Genomic DNA, 24,252 nt, shown 5'->3' with positions numbered 1-24,252 from the left:
TCGTATTGATTGTCAGAGAATAGAACGTACCTTCCTTTAACTATTTGAAAAGAAGTTCAATTCTATTTAGCCGGGAATTTATTCTGTTCCGTTGGAGAAAATGGCATTCGAGTTGCTTTGTCATAGATAACCCAACCAATATACAGCAGGTTGCACCAGTTTCACTGCAGCTTGTCACGGAGGATAGGCTATGACCTTACAAAGACATACGTATTACGGCTTGATTCACCATGGAATTAAAACCCTATTAATGGACAGAATTGGCCACTTCACAGAGCGTGAATATCACGAGTATCTCGACTTAACGACCGGTAAATCGACATGTTTTGCCATGAGTGAGCAAGAGCTCGAAAACACCTTAGACAGCTTAAAGAGCGAAGGTTACCTTGAAGATATCAAAAAGCTGATACCTCGCTATCAAACCTCGTCAATGCGATAACCTGCTTCAACTCTTTAAACACGATGAGTGGTTAGATTGAATTAATTGGCACCCAATTGTCTCGAGCTATTTAGCATCGAGACAGTTTTCGTTAGACTGTCAGCAACTCAACTAACTGGATAGTCAGTGTCTCATGAAACAAATTCTTGATTTCATTCCTCTCATTATTTTCTTTGCGCTTTATAAGATGTACGACATCTATACCGCGACCGGCGCTTTGATCGTTGCCTCTGCAGTTCAAATTATTTTGACTTATTTCATCTACAAGAAAGTCGAAAAAATGCAGGTCATCACCTTTCTAATGGTTGCCGTATTTGGTGGCATGACCATCTTCTTGCACGACGACAACTTCATTAAATGGAAAGTCACCATCGTTTACGCACTGTTTGCGATTGGCCTGACGGTCAGTCACATCATGGGCAAATCAGCGATTAAAGGTATGTTAGGCAAAGAGATCACACTGCCTGATTCGGTATGGGGCAAGATCAACTGGGCATGGACGCTGTTCTTTACCCTATGTGCCGTTCTCAACGTTTACGTTGCTTTCAGCCTACCGTTGGATGTTTGGGTCAACTTCAAAGTGTTTGGTCTACTCATCGCGACCTTGCTCTTCACCTTGCTCACTGGTGTTTATATCTATAAGCATCTACCAAAAGACCAGCAGAAAGAGTTAACGGATAAAAATACCGACGAGAAATAGCCCTTAGGGATGAGTCCTCATACCCTATTTGATACAATTATTATCAATATGCGATTGGCCAATGATACTCGTGATCATTGGCCGCTGATTATTTGTGTTCGGTGAAGACGTTAAAAATTAGACCACCACGAGTCTCGTAAACACATCTATTTTTATATAAAACAATCAATACCATTAAGAGTACGACAATGACTATTCAATCAACTTTGAACCCGATTGGTTCTTTACTTCTTCGCACATTAGCGATGCCTTCTGATACAAATGCAGCAGGCCAGATTTTCGGTGGTTGGATAATGTCACAGCTTGACCTTGCTGGCGGCATACTGGCAAAAGAGATATCTAACGGCAAGATAGTCACGGTTTCAGTATCGAGTATCGAGTTCAAACAGCCGGTTTCAGTGGGTGATGTTGTGTGTGTTTATGGTGACTGCACTAAGATTGGTCGCAGCTCGATGAATATCGACCTAGAAGTCTGGGTTAAGCCTGTACTTGATCACGGTATCGGCGACCGCTACAAGGTTTGTGGCGCGACATTCAACTACGTTGCAGTTGATGAAAGTGGTAAGCCTCGCCCAATCAACAAATAACACCTTTTATTAAGCGTGTGGCACCGATGGTCTTTAGTTTTTATAAATGAAATTACTAAAGACCATACAACTCTCTCGCACCAATTCACAATTTCTTATCATTAGCCCTTCCAATACCAATTAGTTCGCGTAAATTAGCAAGATAGCGAATTTAAACGCCCTCAATTTAGTGAAGTAAAATAAGGATATCTCAATATGTGGTACGTGATTTTTTCTCAAGACGTCGAAAATTCATTAGAAAAACGCCTAAGTGTTCGCCCACAACATCTAGAACGCCTACAAACACTTCACGATGAAGGCCGACTGTTAACAGCAGGTCCAATGCCAGCGATTGATTCAGATAACCCTGGCGAAGCAGGCTTTACAGGTTCAACTGTGATTGCTGAATTTAACTCTTTGGAAGATGCACAAGCATGGGCAGACGCTGACCCGTACATTGATGCTGGCGTTTACCAAAATGTGATTGTAAAACCATTCAAGAAAGTATTTTAACGTGAAAAAATGGATTATTGGCTCACTGGCTTTAGCTCTGCTTGCAGGCTGTGCTTCAAGTGAGCAAGACGAACAAAGACAGCTAGAGATGATGGCGCAGCACCGAGCTGGCGTTTTATCTGCAGGCCTGCCGATTGAGTATGGCCCACTGTCGGTCATGCGCGTGCTAGCAAAAAACACGGTTATCGAAATCATGATGATCTACAACCAAGATGCAAAAGGTGCTAAGCCTTTAAACCAAGTTGTAGACATGAGTGTGAATAGCTACTGCACCAACTCTGAAGTGAGAGCAAACCTTGATATGGGCTTGGCTTACAACATCAAGATTCGCAACACTCGCGGACAACTGATGGTTGAGAAGTTGATCAGCAAAGAGACGTGTCAGAACAGCAACTAGATTCGACCGAACAAGTATAAAACCAGAAGGCCTCGCATTTGCGAGGCCTTTGTTGTGGTTCATCGTAGATTAGCGGAGCAATCAAAATCCTAGACTGAATTATGCCTCGGTTGATTCCCACTCTTTACGCAGTGCTTTAGTTGCCGAAACTAAGTTAGTCAGCGCCGCTTCCGTCTCTGCCCAATTACGCGTCTTCAGCCCGCAATCAGGGTTTGCCCACAAACGTTCTGCTGGAATTTTCTCTGCCGCTTTCTTAAGTAAATCAACAATCCACTCTTCTGAAGGGATGTTTGGTGAGTGAATGTCATAAACGCCAGGTCCAATCGCATTCGGGTAGTTGAACTCTTCAAATGCTTTCAGCAGTTCCATGTTCGAGCGAGAAGTCTCAATGGTAATCACATCGGCATCTAGCGCGGCTACTGAATCAATGATCTCGTTGAACTCGCTGTAACACATGTGGGTATGAATCTGAGTTTCTGGTTTAGCACTTGCCGCTGAGATCTTAAAGGCATCGACCGCCCACTCTAGGTATTCTGCGTGGTCGCGCTTTTTCAATGGCAGACCTTCACGAATCGCTGGTTCATCGATTTGGATAATGTTGATGCCCGCGTCTTGCAAATCAGACACTTCATCTCGCAGCGCAAATGCCAATTGATTAGTGATCTCTTTGCGTGAAATGTCTTCACGTGGGAATGTCCAACATAAGATAGTGACTGGGCCTGTCAGCATCCCTTTCATCTGCTTCGAGGTCAGAGATTGGGCATAGGTCGACCATTCTACGGTCATCGGCTTCTCACGCTCTATATCCGCGACCACAATCGCCGGCTTCACGCAGCGTGAGCCATAGCTTTGTACCCAACCAAACTTAGTGGTTTGAAAGCCTGCTAGGTTTTCTGCAAAGTACTCCACCATGTCGTTACGTTCAGCTTCGCCATGAACAAGCACATCCAAATCCAGTGCTTCTTGACGTTTAACGGCATCCGCAATATGGCCTTTCAATGCAGTGTTATATTCCGCTTCACTCAGTTTGCCAGTGCGGTAAGCGCTACGTTGAACACGGATCTCGCCTGTCTGTGGGAATGAACCAATGGTTGTGGTTGGTAACAGCGGTAAGCCTAACACCTCAGACTGGTGCGCGGCACGTTCTGCGTATGGAGCAGTGCGCTCTGCTAGCGCTTTAGTTATCGTGTTAATACGAGCTTGAACTTGCGGCTTATTCACATGAGTTGCACTCTTGCGTGCAACAATCGGGTGGCTATACGTCTCACACGCTAAAATGGCATTTGGGTCGCCGTCTAACGCCGCACCCAATAAGCTCACCTCAGTGACTTTCTGTTTTGCAAAGGCAAACCAACTCTTCACTTCTTCGCTAAACGTCTCTTCTAACTCAAGGTCGACTGGGCTATGCAGCAATGAACATGAACTTGCGACCCATAGTTTATCGCCTAGCTTTTCTTTCACTGGTTGCAGCAACTCAAGCTGCGCGGCTAAGTCTGCTCGCCAAACATTGCGTCCGTTGATTGCTCCTGCAGAAAGCACCCAATCTTCAGGTAGCTTGTTCACCACTTGATCGAGTTGCTGGGGTGCGGCAGCCAAATCGATGTGTAAGCCGTTGACGGGCAGTTCCATGATTTTATCTAACGTGTCAGTCACAGAATCAAAGTACGTGGTAAGGAGTAGCTTCACATCACCTTGAATCACCTGATAAGCCAATTTGAATGAATCTGCCCACTTAGTCTCAAGTTCCAGAGAAAGGATAGGTTCATCGATTTGTACCCACTCAACGCCCAACTTGGCCAGTTTTGCCAGAATCGCTTGGTAAGCGGTAAGCAAGCGTGGAAGCAAAGTTAAACGGTCAAAGCCCTCTTCTACTTCCTTGCCGAGATATAAATAAGATAATGGGCCTAGAAGAACTGGCTTCACCTTATGCCCCGCTTTAATCGCTTCACTCACTTCGTCAAACAGTTGTGGCCAACTCACTTCAAAGGTGTCGTCTTTACTGAACTCAGGAACAATGTAGTGATAGTTAGTGTTGAACCACTTCGTCATATCTGATGCTGCTGCACCATCTTTAGCGCTTTCAGAGCCGTGCTTAGCGCCACAACAAGTTGGCTGCCTTTGAGATTGTATTTGAGTTTGAGATTGACCGCGACCAACGCGGAACAAGGTATCTAAATCTGGGAAGGCTTTTTCACCTTCTGATCCACCAGCGTGACGCTCAGGTACATGACCTAGAAGTAACGTCGTTGTTAGAACATGGTCGTACCATGCGAAGTCACCCGCAGTTGCAAAGCTTAGATTCGCCTTAGCTTGTACATTCCAGTTACGATTTCTTAGTTCGCTACCGAGTTGCTTTAAATCTGATTGGTTAATCTCACCGCGCCAGTATTTTTCTAAAGTGAATTTGAGTTCGCGTTTTTCGCCGATACGTGGGTAGCCTAAAATATGCGTTGTCGTAGTCATGAACCTGTTCCTTATTCAATAATTTTTAGTGTTCGATCAAACTGCCTAGCTTATGGTTTAAGATCTTTACAAGGCGTCTAGATGGCTAAACTATCTCCCTAATCTGAACGATGAACAACGTCCAAATATTCATCTGGTTTATTAAAAATATTCATCTTGAACAGACCGAAGATGAACAAACCAAATCCATCTGGACATCTAGACGTTTACAAATGATAAAAAAACCCGTAGGGTGATTATTAAGAAATATTGAATTGGCTTAGGGAATATGAGGAATACTCATGATAGAGCTTAAACACCTTCGAACATTAACCACCTTAAGAGACAGCGGCTCGCTAACAGCGACGGCAACTTCTCTTCACTTGACTCAGTCGGCGCTTTCTCACCAACTGAAAGACCTTGAGGCGCGTATCGGTGGTCAGCTTTTCCTACGTAAAACTAGACCAGTTAAGTTCACCTCTGAAGGTGAGATTTTGCTTAGGCTTGCCGATGAGATACAGCCAAGAATAGCTAAAGCGGAGAACGAACTCGCGAGCCTGAAAGAGGATGTGAATGGTCGTTTGCACATGGCGATTGAATGTCACTCATGCTTCCAATGGTTAATGCCTGCTTTGAAGGAATATCAAGTGGCTTGGCCAAGCGTAACGCTAGATTTCTCGTCAGGCTTTGGGTTTGAGCCGCTACCCGCGCTAATGGCAGGCGAGCTAGATTTGGTGATCACCTCTGATATACAGCCTCGCTCTGAGGTTCACTACGAACCACTCTTTGATTTTGAGATGCGTTTGATCACCGCAATAAACTCACCTTTGGCAGAAAAGGCGAGCATTGAACCGCAAGATCTTAGCGATCTCACCATGCTCTCCTATCCTGTTCAAAAACAACGTTTAGACGTAGTGAAGCACTTTTTGCAACCAGCAGGTGTAGAACCTAAGAAGTGGAAACAAGCAGACAACACCTTAATGTTGGTGCAAATGGTATCGGCAGGATTAGGTGTCGCGGCATTACCAAATTGGGCGATCAGTGAGTTCTCAAGACAAGGTTTGATAGCCAGCAAACCGTTAGGTAAAGGGCTTTCAAGAAGACTGTTTGCCGCAGTAAGAAACTCAGAAAAAGACAAACGTTACCTACAGGCTTTCTTTAGCACAGCAAGACAGCAGAGTAAGAGTCACTTAGATGGTATTGAGGTCGTTTAAGAGGTTCATTATTGAGCTAGCTTAAGCCTGTATTAAATCGGAAAGGCAAACGCCAGAAACAAAAAAAGTCACAGATAATCTGTGACTTTTTAGTTTCAGTATCGATGATTTTCGATATCTGTTGATTCGCGAAAATAGACTATCTTGGATAAGACTTAAACTGGTTAGTCAATGGGTCGTATTGATAGCCAAGCATATCGAGCTTGCCCACGACACTTTCTATATCCATTTCATACATACTGATCAGCTCTTCAAAGCTATCGCACTCTAGGCGAAGTTTCTCATTCACGATTCCCAGCAAGATAATGCTATCGAAACCTTTGACGTTGCTTAAATCCATCTCGTACTCCTTACGAACACACCGACTAAAATTAAGTTTAGAACGCTTACCAAGGCCATGCTAAAAAACTGATCACACTTCTTAAAGAGAATGCGTGATTAATGAGCGCACGTAATTAATGAAAGTGCGCGATTAAAGTGCCCACACTGGCGTTAAACCCACAGCCGCAGCCAATAACATCAGTAACGAAACCGTCAGTTGAAGTTTTTCCGGGGTTTTAACGAACAGTAGATGCCAACACCACACCACGATAGCTGAGATTAGCAAAGCAAAGCTGAACAGTAGCGTTGAAATCACTGGTTCTAGTTGAGCTTCAGACAAAGAATAGACACTCACGACTGTTGCCAAAACCACCAACATACCCGTCAAAACACCAACAACAGGCAGAACACGGTGAAATGCCTGTAAGCGTGTTCTTGCAATCGTCAGCAGTAAATGGCCAAACGCTGAGCCTAACAGTGCCACTAGCAATACAGTAGTGATGATACCAACGGTAGTTGCTTGTTCCGTCGCTTGGATAGCAACGTAAGACAATGCCAAACCACAAGCTAAGTACATCACCCAAATAGGGCCAGAATCGCGTGTCTTCTTAGTTTGAACTTGAGAATAGAAATAAAAGATCGCAAACACGACCAGAAAGGCTTCAATTTTTACTGAGGCAACGGCAAGCCACAGCACGCCAATCGCAGGTAACATCTTGTGGATACGACCACGCTGCCCCGGACAAATATCCCCTTTCACCAAGATGAGGGTTAAGATCAGTTGGGCTCCTAAAAGCATCGGAGCAAATTGTACTAATAACGTTTCGACCATTGTGGATCTACTTCTTCAGACTTATTTTCGCGAATAATATCAAAAACTGCTGCGAACACTAATCAAAATCACAAATTAGCGACGTTATTTAAGGCTTCAACTATGCTGTTGTATGGTTCTTTTGTCGCCATTTACCGTAAAAAGACGAAAGACACCAGAACTAACAGGGGCATGTTCTACTGGCTAGTCTAGGCTCATGCCGCTATAATTCCCGCCTCAAAAATCAGAGGTTGAAATATGTACAGCGATATCACTCCTATTCACGAACACAAAAAATACTGGGCCGAGTGCTACGGAACTGCACCCTTTTTGCCTACCAGTAGAAAGGAGATGGATGCTCTTGGATGGGATAGCTGTGACATTATTATTGTAACTGGTGACGCTTATGTCGATCACCCGAGCTTTGGTATGGCTATCATCGGCCGTCTGCTTGAAGCTCAAGGTTTCCGCGTGGGCATTATTGCTCAACCAAAGTGGGACAATAAAGATGCCTTCATGAAGCTAGGTAAACCTAACCTATTCTTCGGCATCACAGCGGGTAACATGGACTCCATGATCAACCGCTACACCTCTGATCGCAAATTACGTCACGATGATGCTTATACTCCGAACAATGAAGGTGGCAAGCGTCCTGATCGTGCAACTCTGGTTTATTCTCAACGTTGTCGTGAAGCTTACAAAGGCACGCCAATCGTGCTTGGTGGTATTGAAGCGAGCTTACGTCGTGTAGCTCACTACGACTACTGGTCAGATAAAGTTCGCCGCTCTGTATTGTTTGATGCAAAAGCTGACATTCTTCTTTTTGGTAACGCTGAGCGTGCACTGGTTGAAGTAGCACACCGCATTGCCGATGGTGAAGACATGTCTACGCTGACCAATATCCGCGGTACTGCTATCAATCTTCCTGCGGCCCCTGAAGGCTTCAAGATCATTGACTCTTCTCGTATCGAAAAGCCGAACAAAGCGTATGTTCCGGTTAACCCGTACGAAGTTGAAACTCAGTGTGATACCAAGAAAGACGAAAAAGAAGAAGTAAAAGCGCAACCTATTACTATTCGCCCTTCTCGTCACGATGCAAAAACTACAGCGGTTCGTATCCCAGGTTACGAAAAGCTAAACAATGACCGTATTCTTTACGCTCACGCTAGTCGTATTCTGCACCTTGAGACAAACCCGTACTCAGGTCGTGCTCTGATTCAACGTCACGGTGATCGCGAGCTTTGGATTAACCAAGCGCCTATTCCATTGACCACAGAAGAGATGGACTACGTGTTTGGCCTTGCGTACAAGCGTGTTCCGCACCCGATGTACGGCAAAGCGAAAATCCCAGCATACGACATGATCAAAACCTCGGTTAACATCATGCGTGGTTGTTTTGGTGGTTGTTCTTTCTGTTCAATCACAGAGCACGAAGGTCGCATCATTCAGAACCGTTCGAAAGAATCTATCTTGGATGAGATCGAAGACATTAAAGATAAAGTACCGGGCTTCACAGGTACTATTTCTGACTTGGGCGGCCCAACGGCGAACATGTACCGTTTAGGTTGTTCAGATCCAAAAGCTGAAATTAACTGTCGTCGTCCATCATGTGTGTTCCCGAAAATCTGTGAAAAGCTAAACACAGACCATCAACACACTATCGACCTGTACCGCTCTGCGAGAAAAGTACCGGGTGTTAAGAAGATCATGATCGCTTCTGGTGTACGTTACGACTTAGCGATTGAATCTCCAGAATACGTTCGTGAGCTTGTGACTCACCACGTTGGTGGTTACTTGAAGATTGCTCCAGAGCATACTGAAAAAGGCCCACTGGATCTGATGATGAAGCCGGGCATGGGCACTTACGATCGTTTCAAAGAGATGTTCGAGAAGTACAGCGCTGAAGCCGGTAAGAAACAGTACTTAATTCCTTACTTTATATCTGCTCACCCGGGCACAGAAGATGAAGACATGCTTAACCTTGCAATGTGGCTGAAAAAGCACAACTACGAGTGTGACCAAGTACAGAACTTCTACCCATCGCCAATGTGTAATGCAACGTCGATGTACTACTCAGAGACTAACCCTCTGAAGCGCGTGAAATATAAGAAGCGTGAAGATGTGCCAGTGCCTAAAGGTGATCGTCAACGTCGTCTGCATAAAGCACTGCTTCGTTACCACGATCCTGAAAACTGGAAGATCATCCGTGAAGCGCTGATCAGCATGGGTAAACAGCACTTGATCGGTGATAAAGCAAACTGCCTAGTACCAGCAGAAGACTTTGATGCACAAACACCAGCACAACGTCGTAAGTCTGGTCGTCACGGTTCACAGCGCTTTGCTACTAAGCACAGCAAGTCTCAGCCAGGTCTTGGTGGCGAAAGCCCACGTAACCACTCTGGTAAGAAACCGGGTGGCAAGAAGCCGACTGGTAACGGCAACGGTAGCCAAGGCAATGCTAACCAAGGTGGCGGTAATGGCAATGGTCGTAAACCAGCGACTGGCTTTATTAAGAAAGGCCCTGGAGGTCAGCAATCGCAAGGTAATGGCGGCGGAAATGGCAAACCAAACAGTAACAAAACGGGCAATGGTCAAGGTGGCAAACCTGCGGGTAACGGCAAGAACCGCCAGCGCGCAGCACAACGCTAATATCGCGAACCAGTTTACTTCGCTATCGTAAAAACACAAAGCGCAGCTATTTAGCTGCGCTTTTTTGTGTCTGCTACTAGGGAGCTTAACGTGTGAACACCCAATACTGACTAAGCAAATAGTTACTGACCATGCCCACCAAGATGCCAACCGCCATTGCGATAAACACTGCCCCAGTAAATGCAGGGAGTAACTCCGTCATCAACTTAAAGCACAGCAAATTAGGTATCGCCGATATCGATGCTGACAGCATGAACTTTTGCCACTGAATCAGCTTTTCGGACCAACTCCCCTGCCCTTTGAGCTCAAAGGTCAACACTCGATTTCCAAACCAAGTTGTCGTTGCAGCTACGATGAAAGAACCAATTCGAGCACTCATCAAAGGCAGTCCAATAACGTAATGCAGCAATGCAAACACGGCACAATCGACAACAAAGCCACCCGCCCCCACCATAGCGAATTTAATCATCTTATGGTGAGGTTGTAGTTTTTTGTTTAGCGCGTCGAACTTGTGGCTAAACAGTCTCGATGACGAGTTAAAATTGAACATCGCCATCACTTCGAATATGGCTCAACGATAGATTTGGTTTGATATTTTGGCTATGACAACTAAATAGAGCGCGCTTGATCTTCACCGTCGGTTCTAAAATACAGGTTAACGCGTTGTCTTTAATCTTGGTTTCTACTTCCGCTCTTTTACCAATCAGATAGAACTTGTCGATACCATCTAACTGTTCAACATCGAGTAACTTTTTCGCTTGTCCATGACTGTAAAACTGCCCGGAGAACGGTCGTTTACCGACATAAAAGCTCGGCGCTTCATCCGTAATCTGTTCGAAGATAATACGGTCACTTTTCTCATTCGCTTTGCCTAAGTTGAGGTAGACCATTGCAATCATTAGCAACACAGGTAGCACTAAAGCCACACTCGAGAACCACTTCTTATCTTTTTCTACTACAAGCATTGCCACCAACAAGCCAAGGGCAGGAATGCCTGGCAACACATAGGCAGGAAGAATATTACCCGCCATGGTAAAAAGAATCAGAGGAGAGACCAACCAACACACGAGGAATGAAAACAATCCACTATGTTCAGCGTTAACTTCTGCGATTTTCTTACGACGGGCGAAAGTCAAAATAGGCAACACAATCGACCACGGCGCAGCCGCTTGAATCCAGAAAATCCAAATCATGCCTCTTGCTTGGTCATGGGCAGAACCGTATAAATCGCCCTCCCAACCACTCACAACAAAACGCTTAAAGTGCTCGCCAACAATAAAGTAATCAATGAAACCCGGTGTTGCCATTTCAGCCATGATGTACCAAGGTAGAGCAATCGCTAACATCACACCTAAACCAGACAACAATGGGAAACGTTGCCAAAGCGCTTTGAAAGCACCAAAGAAGCAGTGTTGTAATACCAACCAAGGGAAAACTGCGATACCCATGATGACAATCGCTACCGGCCCTTTTGCCAGCAAGCCTAATGCTAAACCAATGAAACCAACATAACCCCAAGACCGATTAGTCTTCGCACTCCCTTCACCCTTCCCCGCTTCTCCTCCTAGCCAACATAGGTAGAAACCCAGCATGGCAATAGTCATCGCTAAGGTTAACGCGATGTCTGTCATCACAGCACCTGCCGCAATAGAGAAAATACCACATGTCGCCAACACTACCGCGGCAACCAACGCACTTTGCCCTGTTCGTTTCGCCATGTAAGCGGTCAACAAAATCGTTGCTACACCCGCTAACCAATGTGGTGCGCGAACGGCAAACTCACTCAGGCCGAACAACTCAATACCAGCAGCGCTCATCCATGTAAACAACGGTGGCTTACCCCAGAAAGGAATACCGTAATCAAACTGAGGCGTTAACCAATTCCCAGTTTCCACCATCAGACGTGCCATTTCGCCATAGCGCGCTTCTGTGGTATCCATTAATGGATAGGTTGCCAAAGATAAAAGCCTTAAAACCAATGCAAAAGCCAACAAGTACCATAGGTGCGTTCGGTTCAGGCTCATGCTGACTCCTCTAATTTAAAATGTGTTTTTAATGCCGGTGTATCGACCACCGATTGGATCAGATACAAAGGACGATTCTTGGTTTCAATGAAAATACGACCTATGTACTCTCCCATTAAACCAATACACAACAGTTGGATACCGCCAAGGGCAAGCTGTACGACCATCATTGACGGATAGCCCGTGATAGGCTCACCAAACATCATGGTTTTGAACACGATGAAGACGCCATACACAAAAGCGGTAAGCGCCACTAATCCACCAACGGCCGTCGCAATACGCAGTGGGCGGATAGAAAATGATGTGATGCCATCCATCGCCAATCCGATGAGTTTCAGGTAGTTCCATTTCGTCTCGCCACAGAAGCGAGCATCGCGCTTAAACTGAATCGTTGCTTGCCTAAAACCCGGCCATGAGAAAATACCTTTCATGTAGCGATTACGTTCAGGCAGTTGGTTGATATGGTCGACAACCTCTCGGCTTAACAGTCGGAAATCACCGACATTTTCTGGAACATCGATCTTCGCTGCCACGTTCATGACTTTGTAAAAGCTTGCTGCTGAAAACTTCTTAAACCACGTTTCACCATCACGCTGGCTGCGCTGCATATTCACAACGTCATAGCCTTCGCGCCACTTGGCAACCATTTGTGGGATCAGCTCCGGCGGATCTTGCAGGTCTGCGTCTAACAAGATCACCGCTTGTCCTCGGCAATGCTCAAGACCAGCACTCATGGCTGACTCTTTACCAAAGTTACGGCTTAAACCAATCACAGAAATTGAGCTATTGATTGAAGTGAATGAACTCACCAAGTCCAAGCTGTTGTCTTTGCTGCCATCGTCGACATAAACAATCTCACTCGTGATCGGTAAGCTATCAAGCACCTTGGTAAGGCGAGAGTGGAACTCTTCCAATACCTCTTGTTCATCGTAAAAAGGCACAATGATAGACAAAGAGACCGCAGGATTGATCTGCGATGTAGATATCTTAGGGCGGCTAATATGAAGTTCAGACATAATACGTTCTTCTATTTTTTAATCTGAAGCCAATCTACCCTCCCATAAGTGAAAGTTATGTTATTGACATATTTTTCACGCTCACTCAGGATAATGTTACTGTCTATTTCTGTATGAGAATCAAAATGAAACGAGTTCTATTAGTCGAAGATAACCGTGAAATTGCAGGTGTCTTGTTTGATTATTTTGAGTGTATTGGCATGGAACTCGATTACGCAGACAACGGTGAACTTGGCCTACAACTCGCGTTGGAAAACTCATTTGATATCATCATATTGGATCTAATGTTACCGAGAATGGACGGCCTAACGGTTTGTAATAAACTGCGAGACCAAGGTAACGCGACACCTATTTTGATGCTGACCGCCTTAGATAGCCGAGAAGATATGCTGAAAGGCTTTGAACACGGTGCCGATGATTACCTCACCAAGCCATTTGATTTGGATATTCTAGAAGCAAGAATGAACGCGTTAGTCCGTCGTTACCGCGGAAAAGTCGCCTCTTCAAAACTTCAGTTCGATGAACTCACCATCGACCAAAAAACCCGTAAAGCTTACCGCCAAGATAAACTACTAGCGCTCAACCCAACCACTTACACCATACTTGAGATGCTGTGCCAAAGCGCACCTGAAGTAGTCACTCGTGAAGCTATTTCCTACAAGTTATGGGAAGAAAACGAACCCAACAATGATGTGTTGCGCAGTCACATTTATCAGTTACGTAATCAACTCGACAAGCCTTTCGACACTCAGATGTTAATTACGGTGCCTAAAGTTGGCTTCCGATTGGAGCCATCGAATTGATTTCAAATGTTCTTACAAGCACAAAAACCCTAACGGGCCGCTTAGCGGTTTTCTTTGGGTTAATGGCCGTAATTGTGTCGGCATTTGTCTATGTGGTATTTATCACAGCCCTGTACTTGTCGGAAGACCGCGTGGGTGAAAGACGCATCCTAATTGACCGCAACTATGCAGTCGGGTTATTCCAGTCAGGTGAAAGTGGAGAGCTTCGTATTGATGACCTGACTATCGCTTACAACGATCTTTCCTATCTACCGAAAAAGTATTTAAAGTATATTGAAGGCAAAGAAAATTTCATTGGTGAGGTCGGTGAAGATCCAGAATCTCGTATGGTCTATGTAGGCGAGTATACTCATGAAGGTAGAACTCACCCTATTGTTCTGCTTTCTGAAATAGACCGTGTCGAGCTTAGTGTCTTTGAGCTCGTTTATGCCACCACATTTGTATTAGCCCTTCTCTCTATTCTAATATTCAGCTTCGGAGCTCTGCTCTATCGGTTGTCTAAACGGCTGATTGAGCCCTTCAACTCCCTGTCTGAACAGCTTGAATCCAATAAGCTCAATCTAAACGAAGAATTTGGAGTGAATGACGATGCGGCGGTGGAGTTTCGTCAGTTGACGGATCAACTCAATCAATACAGAAGAGAAATCAATTCTCTAGTAAAACGCGAGCAAGCTTTCGCACGCTACTCAAGTCATGAACTAAGAACTCCGTTGACTGTTGCTCGTGGTGCCAACAAACTGTTACTGAGAAGCGAAACAACCGAATTTCAATCTCGTCAGGTTGAACGTATTGATGAAGCCATTGTTCAAATGTCTGAAATGGTCGATGCACTGCTTGGTCTCGTTCGCTATGAAAGAAACAGTGACGATGCACCGCTACGTTTATTCAGCCAGCAAGAGCTAGAGACTATCGTTTCTAAAAATTCGTTGCAGGCTGACGAGAAGGAAGTCGCGATAACCTTACAAGTTCAATCAGAACCCACAATTCAGGCCACCAGCGCGATAATGAATATGTTGGTCGGTAACTTGTTAAGAAACGCGATTGCAGCCACTAATAGCGGTACAGTAACTATTACCCTTTCTCAAGACAGTCTTATTATTGAAGACCAAGGCGAAGGCCTGCAGGAGCAATACAACCCGAATGGACACGGGCTAGGTTTGTTGATTGTCGATGACTTGTGTCAGCGTTTTCATTGGGACTTTGAATTGTTTAATCGCAGCTGTGGTGGATGCACAGCCAAGATCACCTTTCAAGCCGATTCATCCGCGTCAATATCGAACGAAAACTTGATTTAGTTGGTTTACAGCCGCCTCTGGCTACTAGATACTCGTCCGTCCTATTTGATTTAAAAATGCTGGCTCTTTAGTCAGCATTTTGTTTAAGTGCGATGAAACTAAATAATAGCCCTGTAACTCAGCATCAATTTAACGACCACACCTTTTTCTTAAAGCGTGACGATCAACTTCACTCACACTTTTGCGGTAACAAAGCCCGCAAGTTCATGAAGCTGCTGGAAGACGAGCACCCAAGCACTACCACCCTAATAAGCTATGGTTCCGCTCAAGCCAACTCATTGTTCTCGCTAGCCGCACTTGCAAAAATCAAAGGTTGGACGCTTGAGTTTTACGTTGATCACCTACCTCGATGGCTACAAGAACGCCCACTCGGCAACTACCGTGGCGCTATCGATCTCGGGGCTGAGGTTATTTCAGTCAAAGAAACAGGCTCTGAGCTTCATCCACAAGAGTATATTGAGCAAGTAAGACAACCTGACTCACAATGCATTGTGTTACCAGAAGGTGGACGCTCTCAGCTTTCTGAATATGGCGTAAAACAACTGGCGATGGAAATACTGAGCTGGACTCGCTTTGAAAACCAATACGATTTTGTTGTGGCACTGCCAGCAGGCACAGGCAGCACGGCTCTGTATCTACATAAGCATTTAAAACTACACAACATCCCGGTATTAACCTGTGCATGTGTTGGCGGCAGTGATTACCTAACGCAACAGTTCAACGAGCTTGGCGAAACCGATCACCCGCAGATATTACCGCTTAAAGCCAAACACCACTTTGGTAAGTTGTACCAGCAGGACTATCAAACTTGGTTGGATCTACAAGAACAAACTGATATTGAATTCGACCTGCTCTACGACCCATTAATGTGGCAATGCTTAGAGCAATGGCAAGAAGAGAACCCAACCAAAACCGTCATCTATATCCATCAAGGTGGCATCTTAGGTAATGAGTCGATGTTGCCGCGCTATCAACGTAAGTACCCAGAACTTCGAAGTAGCCACACCGCTGATAACGCTACTTGGTAGTAATCCGTTCTTTTCTACTCTAATGCCCCGCGTTTCTGCGAACTGAGAATTTCTCAGCGCATCATGAACAGCCATCGCACTCCCTTTCGATGGCTGTTTATCAGTAATAGCCACCTGCTATCCCTGCCAGACATTTCAAGTTAGAGACAGAAATCTGGCGAGAATCATCGCGTTATCTATACTTTCGATTGGAACGTCAATTGTCATCGAAAGGAATTACGCATGCAAAAACTCACTACGCTCGGCCTGTTTTCAGTTTTACTGCCCTTCTCTGCGATATCAGGAGAAAACGTCACTTACCAAGTCGATGGGATGGATTACGAAGGTTATTGGAGTGAAGCCAGTGACCAAGCGCCTTTGGTACTGCTAATACACGATTGGGATGGCTTAACCGATTACGAAAAGAAACGTTCTGAGATGCTCAACGAACTCGGTTACAACGTGTTCGCCATCGACCTATTTGGTAAAGGCATTCGCCCTACGGAAGTGAAAGATAAAAAGCAACATACAGGCGAGCTGTATAAAGACAGAGAAAAAATGCGTACGTTGCTCAACGCTGGTGCCATGGAAGCGAAAAGACTTGGCGGCAACTTAGATAACAACGTAATGATGGGATACTGTTTCGGCGGAGCCGCTGTATTGGAAGCCGCTCGTGCGGGCATTCCTTCGAAGGCTTATGTCACCTTCCATGGCGGTTTATCAACACCAAAAGGTCAAGACTACTCGCAGACTAAAGCTCCCGTAGTCGTGTTCCACGGCACGGCTGATGCCATGATTTCAATGCACGACTTTGGAAGCCTCGCCGCTCAACTTGAATCAACCAAAGTTCCGCATGAGATGATCACTTATAGTGGTGCGCCACACGCCTTCACAGTATTCGGATCGAATAACTATCAACATGAAGCTGACCAAAAATCATGGCAACGCTTTACTCAGTTGTTAAGTTCGGTATCTCGTTAACTTTCAATCTAGGTAACAGCCCAACGGCAGCCTGTTACCTAATTCGTACTAATTATTAGCGAGTATTTCTTTAAATTTGGTGTTCGCCACTCAAAAAGAAAGCGCTTTCTTGTAGTGTGTCTCTATTATCAATCAGGCACTCTGAATCAGATATGCTTTTTTAACTGTGAGAAATTATGAAATATTTAGCAATTCTACCAGCGGTATTCGCACTAAGCGCCTGTTCAACAGTGACAGAGTCACCGGTTAGCTACCACAAAACTTCTCCGGGGCTAGAGTCACTACAGAACAACGAAAACTGCTGTGAAAACCTGAGTACAATTCAATATCAAAGCGTTACGAACCCAGAAGAAACATCTGTTTCGATCACCACAGCAAGCCCTAAGATCGAGTTCAAATCGGGCCGATCCTTTGCTGGAGGGCTAAAGCTTCCTGCAACACTAGATGCTATTCGTTTTTCAGTGACTTCAAATGCTAGTTATTCAGCATTCGTTCCGTCACTTTTAGTCTTAGACAAAAATTACCAGCCGCTAGATGTCATTGGCAATGAAAGTATTAAGTACCAACCACTTAGCCTGCTTGATGGTGCACAATATGGCGCGCAAATCGAACTGCAAGAACGTTACTTAAACGGCGAGGCTCCTGCTTACTTGGTCGTATTCACAACCAGCGAAGCACTCGCGGAAACAACTCCTGTCGAAAGACCAAGTGATATGGCGATACGTTCTGGTGATATCCAGGCAAACATCGCTCATAACACGGACTACGCCATCCCTCATTCTGCAATCGGGAAAGTCTCCTTTGATTTTAAATTCACAGCGGTAACCACCGTTGTTGAAGAACAAAACCGTCAAAAGCGAGTTCAACAAATTATTCCAGAATCAACCGTAGCCCAATCAGATTTATTAACGGAAAATACACTGAATAAGAAAGAGGTTTATCAAACTCTTATAGAAAACTCGGTTTCATCTGGAGATTTTAGTGCAGCACTGACTTACGTTGAAGAATCTGAGCGATTAGGAATCGAAGGGATGCGAAACTCCTTTGTTGACGCGATGAAGCAATATCAAAAAGCACAATAACTCAACCTCAAAGTAGTCGTTTATTTTCTCTCACTTTACCTCTTTTTTGAGCAACGAGAGTTAAATAAACGACTGTTATCCCTTAGCCCTATTCAGGCATAAACGAAAATACTAATTGCTCCAATTCTAAGCCTAATTTGATGAATTCAATATCCAAAGAATAAAAGCCTTTATCAAGCTTAACGGAGAGCCCCTCAACTGAAACTGTCTCGCCATTAGTACCATTCACTGATAGAGACATCGCGTACACGTTATTGAGACTTAAACTACACGCAGATTGAGCCAAAGTGCCACTATCGTAGTTAACAATACCTGCACATCGATACACACCAGCCTGTTTAACTTCCAAAACAATGCTACGGTTTTCTCTGATATTAAGTGGTAATACTATTGCATGTTGCTCTGCCGTCAGAGAGCAAAAGTCTCCATCAGTTTTACTCTGTTGTTTATTAAGATTTTGGGTCGCCTCAAAGCTCTTAACTGGATCAAAAGCGACTAATGGGCGACCCATTGCTGGAGAGTCCATAATAAAACGACAAATATTCATCGCGCTTCGTTGCAACTCCCCTAAGCTCAACGTTCCGTTTTCAAGCGCCTGTAACGTATCGTCATTCGACACGTTATTTTCCGCACCATCATGCTCAACAACCATATAAAGATCATTTTGAGAGCGAAGCATAAAGGATGTGTAACTTCGACTTTCAGAGCCACCTTTGATTGGGTCATTCATTTTTGCCCACCAATCCGTCATCACTATCCCTTTATAACCCCACTCCCCACGAAGAATCGTAGTATTGAGGTCGTAATTGGATGCAGCCCAGTGACCATTAATAGGGTTGTAGGAGGTCATAACACTCGAAGCTCCTCCTTGTTTTACCGCTATTTCAAAAGGCTTCAGATGAATCTCACGAAGTGCTCTTTGAGATATAACACTATCAACATCAAACCGTGACGTTTCTTGATCATTCGCCACCAAATGCTTGATTGTGCCAGATACTCCTGCAGCTTTAAGACCAAGAGTTTGAGATGCAGCTATTACCCCTGAGAGAAATGGATCTTCTGAGAAATACTCAAAATTTCGACCATTCAAAGGGTGGCGGTGGATGTTAATCCCAGGACCAAGCAACGTATCAATATGATTGGCTTGCATCTCTTTCCCCACTAAATGAAATAGTTTCTCATTCAGTTCTGGGTTCCATGTACAGCCTAATAATGTACCAATTGGGACTTGAGATGCTTTATGTCCGCTGTCCATTCGGATACCAGACGGACCATCAGCAGCTGCAACGACAGGGATACCTAAATCAAATAAGCTCGGCGAAACACCCCCAAAAGCAGCAGCAGTACCTGGCGTCACCTTAGGGCTGCACATACCTTCCCCACGAACAATTGTCGCTAACTGCTTTACGGTCATTTGCGAGATAAATTCGTCAATGTTCGCTCGCCCCTGCTTAACATCCAGTAAACGAATGCCCGTATCTTCACCAAGAGGAATAGAGCTTGGAAGCTCACTCAGAATACGTTTACTCAAATCAATAGTTCGCAGCGGCACAGATTCGTAATCGCAACTGTAAACACCATTTTCCTCGTTGCCTTTTGGGATCAACCTACTAAATCCGGTGACAGGAGCAAGTGCTTCCGTTAATTGCTCAACAACTAACAGCTCTTCTATTTTAACGCTCTCACTAACAAGCTTTGCCTGGCGAACACTTCCTCCTAGATAAAAGTGATATTCTCCAGCTTCAAGTACGTAACTATTTGGGTGTCCCGTTTTACCGGAGTCATCAAATGATGCGAAGGAAGATAGAGGACATGAAATAGTCAAACACACCGTATCTTGCGGGTCCAAGGTCGGTGTTTTCACAAAACCGATCAGTGCTCGTGAAGGCTTACCAAGGTGACCTTGAGGCGATTCAACATACAGTTGAACCACATCCTTACCACTGTATTTCTCGCCTATGTTTTTAACTTCAATATCGAAGACCAACTCTTGTTCAGAGCCGGAACCAAGAGTCGTCAATGCATTTAATTTATTGGAAAAGCGGGTGTAGGACAGCCCAAAACCAAACTCAAATTGAACAGCTTTAGGATTGAAAGTTTCAAAATACCGATACCCGACATAGATATCCTCTTGGTACAGATTACGCTCTTTATTTCCGAAGCTAGCGCTGGAAGGATAATCAGATAAAGAGTGCGCAATAGTGTCGGTCAAACGTCCACTCGGGCTAACATCACCTGATAAAACATCAGCTAAAGCATGCCCACCTTCCATACCTGCGGCCCAACTATACAGAACAGCCTTAATCGCAGCAGAACCTTTAAGTGAACTTGTCCATGACATATCGATTATGTTGGTCACGTTCAGTATCACAATGACATCATCAAAATATTCTGTCACTTTCTCCAACATTTGTATTTCTAGCGCGGTTAAATTGTAACTGCCTTGCTGCTGTGCATTATCTTGATCTTCACCCGCCGTTCGACCGATAAAAATAACGGCTTTGTTAGATTTGGCAACGGCATCCATCACAACTGAATTTGAAAGAGGCATTTCATCTTGAAACCAAGGTTCTGCTGCCCAACCACCTCCTCCGTCATTGAACGGGTTGTCCTTGACCCAACGTTTGTATACCTCCACCAAACTGAGATTAAGATTGATGTTTGGATTCTCATACAAGCCCTGTAATGCATTAACGGAATAAGGGACATTCACAGCTCCACCAGATCCAGTGCCACTTCGGTAGGTATCAATCTGACAGCGACCAAAAAGAGACACCGTATCACTAGCCTGCAATGGCAATATTGAATCACTATTTTTTAGTAGCACAATGCCCTCAGTAGCCGCTTGTCGACTTATGGGTGCAAGCTGCTTCTGTGCTTCGAGAATTTCCACAGTATTCATTTAAAGTCCTACTATTTTTTTACTTAGAGCAAAAATTTGACCTCTCGCTCTAAAAGTTAATATTGTCTTTGTTCAAAAAATAGTAATCTTAACCACGGCGTTTAACTACCAAATAAGCGACAGAAATAGGTAAAATAGCGACATGAAAACCAAGTTTAGACTCCAAAGTCATCAGAGATATCCTCAGATAAAATTTGCCTATGTCGATGGTCATCACGATTTCGACTTTGACGTACATAGCCATGACTTTTCTGAACTTTTCTTAGTTGTGAGTGGTAGTGGAAAGCATACGGTAGCTAGCCACACTTACCCTTTAAGTACAGGAGATGTATTTGTTATTAATGGGGATATTGAACATGGATTTTGTGAAGTAAATAAACTGAAGATTGTAAACTTGATGTTTGATACGGCATTGCCTTTTTTTGAGGTCCCTTCAATGCGTCAAATGCCAGGTTATCAAGCGCTTTTCAAGGTAGAACCAATTGCTCGACAAGCATCTGAATATCAAGCAAAGCTTACGTTATCACTTTCTCAGTTGAAACGAATCAATGGACTTCTACAACAAATCAAATCGGAATACGACAACGCAGAACAGGGGTTTGAAATCATATTGACGAGCACAATGCAGCAACTTGCGATAGAACTTGCTCGGCGATATCAAGAACAGACCCATAGCTTACCAAAAACAACCCTGGCATTGAGCCGTGCTCTCGCACATATTGACCGTCATTACAAAGAAGTAGGATTAGATACAGAAACCATTGCGCAAGCGGCCTATATCAGCAAGCGGCAACTAGAAAGGTTATTCAGGCAGTTTTTAAATACATCCCCAAACCAATACGTCAAAGACCTTCAAATTCGACACTCGGCATCCTTATTATTAAACGACAACAAAAGCATCCAACACATTGCTGAGTCTTGCGGCTTTTCTGACAGCAACTATTTCTCCAAATGTTTTAAGGCCCAAAATGGATGCAGCCCTCGCGAATTTAGAAAGCAACATTCTTCCCATAACTCATAACCCTTTCCCCCTTAAACCTTAAACCTTAAGCCTTAAGCCTTAAAAGATTAGATATGTCACACATAAAAAAACCGCTCCTTTCGAAGCGGTCGATGAGTATCTTTGGCAAGAACACATTTGAAACGAAACTCAAATATGGAAGACTCATAGCAATAAAAATGAAACTCTTTGTGCTGCTAGGAAAGAGCTCAACTATTGCAATAAATAGGATATCGAGAACCTTGCCCGCCCTAAAGGCAAGGCCGTCATACCACTCCCCCGGTATGCTCGATATCACTTAAGACCCGAAGGTAAAAAATTCTACCACCACATGTCAGCTTGAATACCTACAACAAAGTCGCCCTCTTTACCCGTACCATCTTGCATTTCACCATCAAGGTAAGATGCCATGAAGCGAATTTCTGGAGATGGACCGAAGCCAGAGTGCACAACTAGAGTCGGTGCTACTGTTAGCTTGTAATCATAAGAATTCTTTGACTCACCATTACGGTCTTCGTAGTTGTACATGTAACCAGCTTCGGTAGCGATAAAGAAGTTTTCTGAAATTGGGAACGTTGGTCGCACCATTGCTGATACCCAGCCGTCTGTGTCACCATTGTCAAAATCGTTGTACTGGGTTTGAAGAGAGTGGAAAATATTCACACCATTTTCAAAAAAGTACCCACCCCATGCTAAAGCACGTAGCGATACATCGTTTTCATCAACAGCCTTCAAACAAGACGTACCACAGCCCGTGCCTGTCGTTAACCAACTTTGATAGTCGCTACCAGGCTTGTACGTGTTGTAAGTCGTAAGAGTACCGCCTAAAAGGTTACCTGAACCTAAGCCTTTACCAGCCTGCGCGATGTATTTTGTAAAACCTTTATCTGACAACCCAAAGACAGACTCAGTGTGAACAATTGCCGTCATTTCATAGCCATTCTCAGCGAATGCTTCTGGGCCATTACCAAAACCTAAATCGACCATATTGTCTGGCATATACTTAGCCATAGCGTGAAGCTCAACACTGCCAAAGTTCACGCCAGCATGAAGTGCATGCATGATGTTGTTGCTGTCACCCCAGAAACTTGTATCGCCAGAGTCATCGCTTGCAATATAAGCAAAGTCCCACTTATTACCACCTAGCTCAACACCTTCAATACCAACACCAGTACCTGACATATCCGTGTAGAAAAAGTCGGTCATAAAGATGTAATTATCTTTACCATAAAAGCGCTTACCACCCCATACAACACCGGTTTCAGATACACCTTCAAACTCGACAAAAGTTTCTGCCATACCAATTTCGCTGTTGGTTGCATCGGCATTGGCACCAAGTTGGTTGGTTGCATATTCCGCATTGTTGGCTGCTGCTCGTGTTTTGATTCGAATTTTCTGACCACCGTCATTCTCAAAATTTTTCTGCAGTGCAACTTCAAAGTGGCTATCCGACTCAACACCCAATCGACCTAAACGCTCTTTAGATGCTGGGAACTTTGCTCGTTTAAAATCATCATTTTCACTGAATAGAACACCAGCACGGAAATAACCGTGAAATTCAAATCCATCCGATTTTTCGGCATGTACAGCAGGTGCAGTAGACAAGCCAGCTGTAGCGACTAAACAAGCAAGGGTAAGCTTAGAAAGTTTCATAATAACTCCATGTTCCAAATTATACTTTCACAAAGAAAGCGCTTTCTTTATTTTTCTTAAAAAAACCAATCGAACAGATTTAAAGAAGATCAAATCTAAGCCCACATTCACTATGCACTCTTAACCTTATTGGCTTTAACCGCTCAGTTGGTATGGAAAGAGTATAAATCGATCTCGTGAATATAAACCGTGATCAACCCCACCAAAGAAAGCGCTTTCTTATGCGTAAGTCACAAAAATAGAGATGTTAAGTATTTTGTTTGAACAATCATGGAACCAAGTAAAATATCACTGTTCACATATTAAGGACGAATTGCTCCGTTCAAACACTCAGAACCTGTTTCGAATGACACCGTCGGTTGTCTTCCTCAAATAATCGTCGAATCGAGTAGGAGGAGGCCTCACGGCCTCCGTCCTCTCACACCACCGTACAAGCG

21 protein-coding genes are annotated in these 24,252 nt (G+C 44.3%); 13 read left to right on the top strand and 8 right to left on the bottom strand.

Annotated features, from left to right (window positions below; translation table 11 throughout):
• The first annotated feature begins 190 nt into the window (after positions 1–190).
• The 5 genes from AB6E52_RS01180 (at position 191) to AB6E52_RS01160 (ending at position 2,615) form a co-directional block, all read left to right on the top strand.
• The gene (locus AB6E52_RS01180; RefSeq protein ID WP_017069991.1) at positions 191–439 is read left to right on the top strand and encodes a hypothetical protein; all 249 of its coding nucleotides are present in this window, start codon (positions 191–193) and stop codon (positions 437–439) included.
• A 133-nt stretch (positions 440–572) separates the two neighbouring features.
• Complete coding sequence (locus AB6E52_RS01175; RefSeq protein ID WP_017061509.1) at positions 573–1,139, top strand: septation protein A; 567 nt, start codon at positions 573–575, stop codon at positions 1,137–1,139.
• Between the two features lie 188 nt (positions 1,140–1,327).
• Positions 1,328–1,726, top strand: coding sequence for an acyl-CoA thioester hydrolase YciA (yciA, locus tag AB6E52_RS01170; RefSeq protein ID WP_017061510.1), 399 nt, complete (start codon positions 1,328–1,330; stop codon positions 1,724–1,726).
• Between the two features lie 195 nt (positions 1,727–1,921).
• Positions 1,922–2,218 (top strand): YciI family protein, encoded by a 297-nt coding sequence (locus tag AB6E52_RS01165; RefSeq protein ID WP_004741234.1) that lies wholly within the window; start codon positions 1,922–1,924, stop codon positions 2,216–2,218.
• A 1-nt stretch (position 2,219) separates the two neighbouring features.
• Complete coding sequence (locus AB6E52_RS01160) at positions 2,220–2,615, top strand: GspS/AspS pilotin family protein (protein ID WP_102320471.1); 396 nt, start codon at positions 2,220–2,222, stop codon at positions 2,613–2,615.
• A 99-nt stretch (positions 2,616–2,714) separates the two neighbouring features.
• On the opposite strand, the gene metE is transcribed toward AB6E52_RS01160, so the two are convergent.
• On the bottom strand, positions 2,715–5,078 hold the full coding sequence (metE, locus tag AB6E52_RS01155) for a 5-methyltetrahydropteroyltriglutamate--homocysteine S-methyltransferase (protein WP_102320470.1): 2,364 nt from the start codon (positions 5,076–5,078) through the stop codon (positions 2,715–2,717).
• A gap of 281 nt (positions 5,079–5,359) precedes the next feature.
• Between metE and AB6E52_RS01150 the strand changes: the two genes are divergently transcribed.
• Entirely contained in the window at positions 5,360–6,271 is a 912-nt protein-coding gene (locus AB6E52_RS01150; RefSeq protein WP_017063530.1) for a LysR substrate-binding domain-containing protein, read from the top strand.
• A 139-nt stretch (positions 6,272–6,410) separates the two neighbouring features.
• On the opposite strand, the gene AB6E52_RS01145 is transcribed toward AB6E52_RS01150, so the two are convergent.
• Together AB6E52_RS01145 and AB6E52_RS01140 are read right to left on the bottom strand one after the other, a co-directional pair.
• The gene (locus AB6E52_RS01145; RefSeq protein ID WP_004736508.1) at positions 6,411–6,611 is read right to left on the bottom strand and encodes a DUF4250 domain-containing protein; all 201 of its coding nucleotides are present in this window, start codon (positions 6,609–6,611) and stop codon (positions 6,411–6,413) included.
• A gap of 132 nt (positions 6,612–6,743) precedes the next feature.
• On the bottom strand, positions 6,744–7,424 hold the full coding sequence (locus AB6E52_RS01140) for a hypothetical protein (protein WP_017062029.1): 681 nt from the start codon (positions 7,422–7,424) through the stop codon (positions 6,744–6,746).
• Between the two features lie 237 nt (positions 7,425–7,661).
• On the opposite strand from AB6E52_RS01140, the gene AB6E52_RS01135 reads away from it, so the two are divergent.
• Positions 7,662–10,052 (top strand): YgiQ family radical SAM protein, encoded by a 2,391-nt coding sequence (locus AB6E52_RS01135; RefSeq protein ID WP_102320469.1) that lies wholly within the window; start codon positions 7,662–7,664, stop codon positions 10,050–10,052.
• A gap of 85 nt (positions 10,053–10,137) precedes the next feature.
• Here the strand turns inward: AB6E52_RS01135 and AB6E52_RS01130 are convergent, their stop codons facing one another.
• Genes AB6E52_RS01130 through AB6E52_RS01120 form a run of 3 tightly spaced genes read right to left on the bottom strand, consistent with a single transcriptional unit; the run spans position 10,138 to position 13,092 of the window.
• The gene (locus AB6E52_RS01130; protein ID WP_017070766.1) at positions 10,138–10,602 is read right to left on the bottom strand and encodes a GtrA family protein; all 465 of its coding nucleotides are present in this window, start codon (positions 10,600–10,602) and stop codon (positions 10,138–10,140) included.
• Entirely contained in the window at positions 10,589–12,076 is a 1,488-nt protein-coding gene (locus AB6E52_RS01125; RefSeq protein WP_102320468.1) for a glycosyltransferase family 39 protein, read from the bottom strand. The genes AB6E52_RS01130 and AB6E52_RS01125 overlap by 14 nt, the downstream gene beginning before the upstream one ends.
• A complete protein-coding gene (locus AB6E52_RS01120) occupies positions 12,073–13,092 on the bottom strand; it encodes a glycosyltransferase family 2 protein (protein ID WP_102320467.1) in 1,020 nt (339 codons plus the stop codon). Before AB6E52_RS01120 ends, AB6E52_RS01125 begins: the two co-directional genes overlap by 4 nt.
• A gap of 125 nt (positions 13,093–13,217) precedes the next feature.
• Here AB6E52_RS01120 and AB6E52_RS01115 point away from each other — a divergent pair, with 125 nt between their 5' ends.
• The 5 genes from AB6E52_RS01115 (at position 13,218) to AB6E52_RS01095 (ending at position 18,260) form a co-directional block, all read left to right on the top strand.
• Positions 13,218–13,895 carry a response regulator transcription factor gene (locus AB6E52_RS01115; RefSeq protein WP_017062034.1) on the top strand — a complete coding sequence of 226 codons (678 nt, stop codon included), beginning with the start codon at positions 13,218–13,220 and terminating at the stop codon, positions 13,893–13,895.
• Positions 13,892–15,190 (top strand): HAMP domain-containing sensor histidine kinase, encoded by a 1,299-nt coding sequence (locus AB6E52_RS01110; RefSeq protein WP_017063525.1) that lies wholly within the window; start codon positions 13,892–13,894, stop codon positions 15,188–15,190. The genes AB6E52_RS01115 and AB6E52_RS01110 overlap by 4 nt, the downstream gene beginning before the upstream one ends.
• Positions 15,191–15,282: 92 nt before the next feature.
• Entirely contained in the window at positions 15,283–16,218 is a 936-nt protein-coding gene (locus tag AB6E52_RS01105) for a pyridoxal-phosphate dependent enzyme (protein ID WP_102320466.1), read from the top strand.
• Positions 16,219–16,440: 222 nt separating this feature from the next.
• Complete coding sequence (locus AB6E52_RS01100; protein ID WP_102320465.1) at positions 16,441–17,178, top strand: dienelactone hydrolase family protein; 738 nt, start codon at positions 16,441–16,443, stop codon at positions 17,176–17,178.
• 176 nt (positions 17,179–17,354) lie between these two features.
• A complete protein-coding gene (locus AB6E52_RS01095) occupies positions 17,355–18,260 on the top strand; it encodes a MalM family protein (protein WP_102320464.1) in 906 nt (301 codons plus the stop codon).
• A gap of 88 nt (positions 18,261–18,348) precedes the next feature.
• Here AB6E52_RS01095 and AB6E52_RS01090 read toward each other — a convergent pair whose 3' ends face one another.
• Positions 18,349–21,162, bottom strand: coding sequence for a glycoside hydrolase family 3 C-terminal domain-containing protein (locus tag AB6E52_RS01090; protein WP_017071400.1), 2,814 nt, complete (start codon positions 21,160–21,162; stop codon positions 18,349–18,351).
• A 142-nt stretch (positions 21,163–21,304) separates the two neighbouring features.
• Between AB6E52_RS01090 and AB6E52_RS01085 the strand changes: the two genes are divergently transcribed.
• The gene (locus AB6E52_RS01085) at positions 21,305–22,183 is read left to right on the top strand and encodes a helix-turn-helix domain-containing protein (RefSeq protein ID WP_048664698.1); all 879 of its coding nucleotides are present in this window, start codon (positions 21,305–21,307) and stop codon (positions 22,181–22,183) included.
• A gap of 300 nt (positions 22,184–22,483) precedes the next feature.
• Here AB6E52_RS01085 and AB6E52_RS01080 read toward each other — a convergent pair whose 3' ends face one another.
• Positions 22,484–23,815, bottom strand: a complete 1,332-nt coding sequence (locus AB6E52_RS01080; RefSeq protein ID WP_019821079.1) for a carbohydrate porin — start codon at positions 23,813–23,815, stop codon at positions 22,484–22,486.
• Positions 23,816–24,252: the final 437 nt, after the last annotated feature.

The sequence above is a fragment of the Vibrio sp. 10N.247.311.13 genome, assembly GCF_041467595.1.
GTDB classification, from domain to species: Bacteria; Pseudomonadota; Gammaproteobacteria; order Enterobacterales; family Vibrionaceae; genus Vibrio; species Vibrio crassostreae_C.
This window is presented reverse-complemented; position numbering and strand designations above follow the sequence as displayed.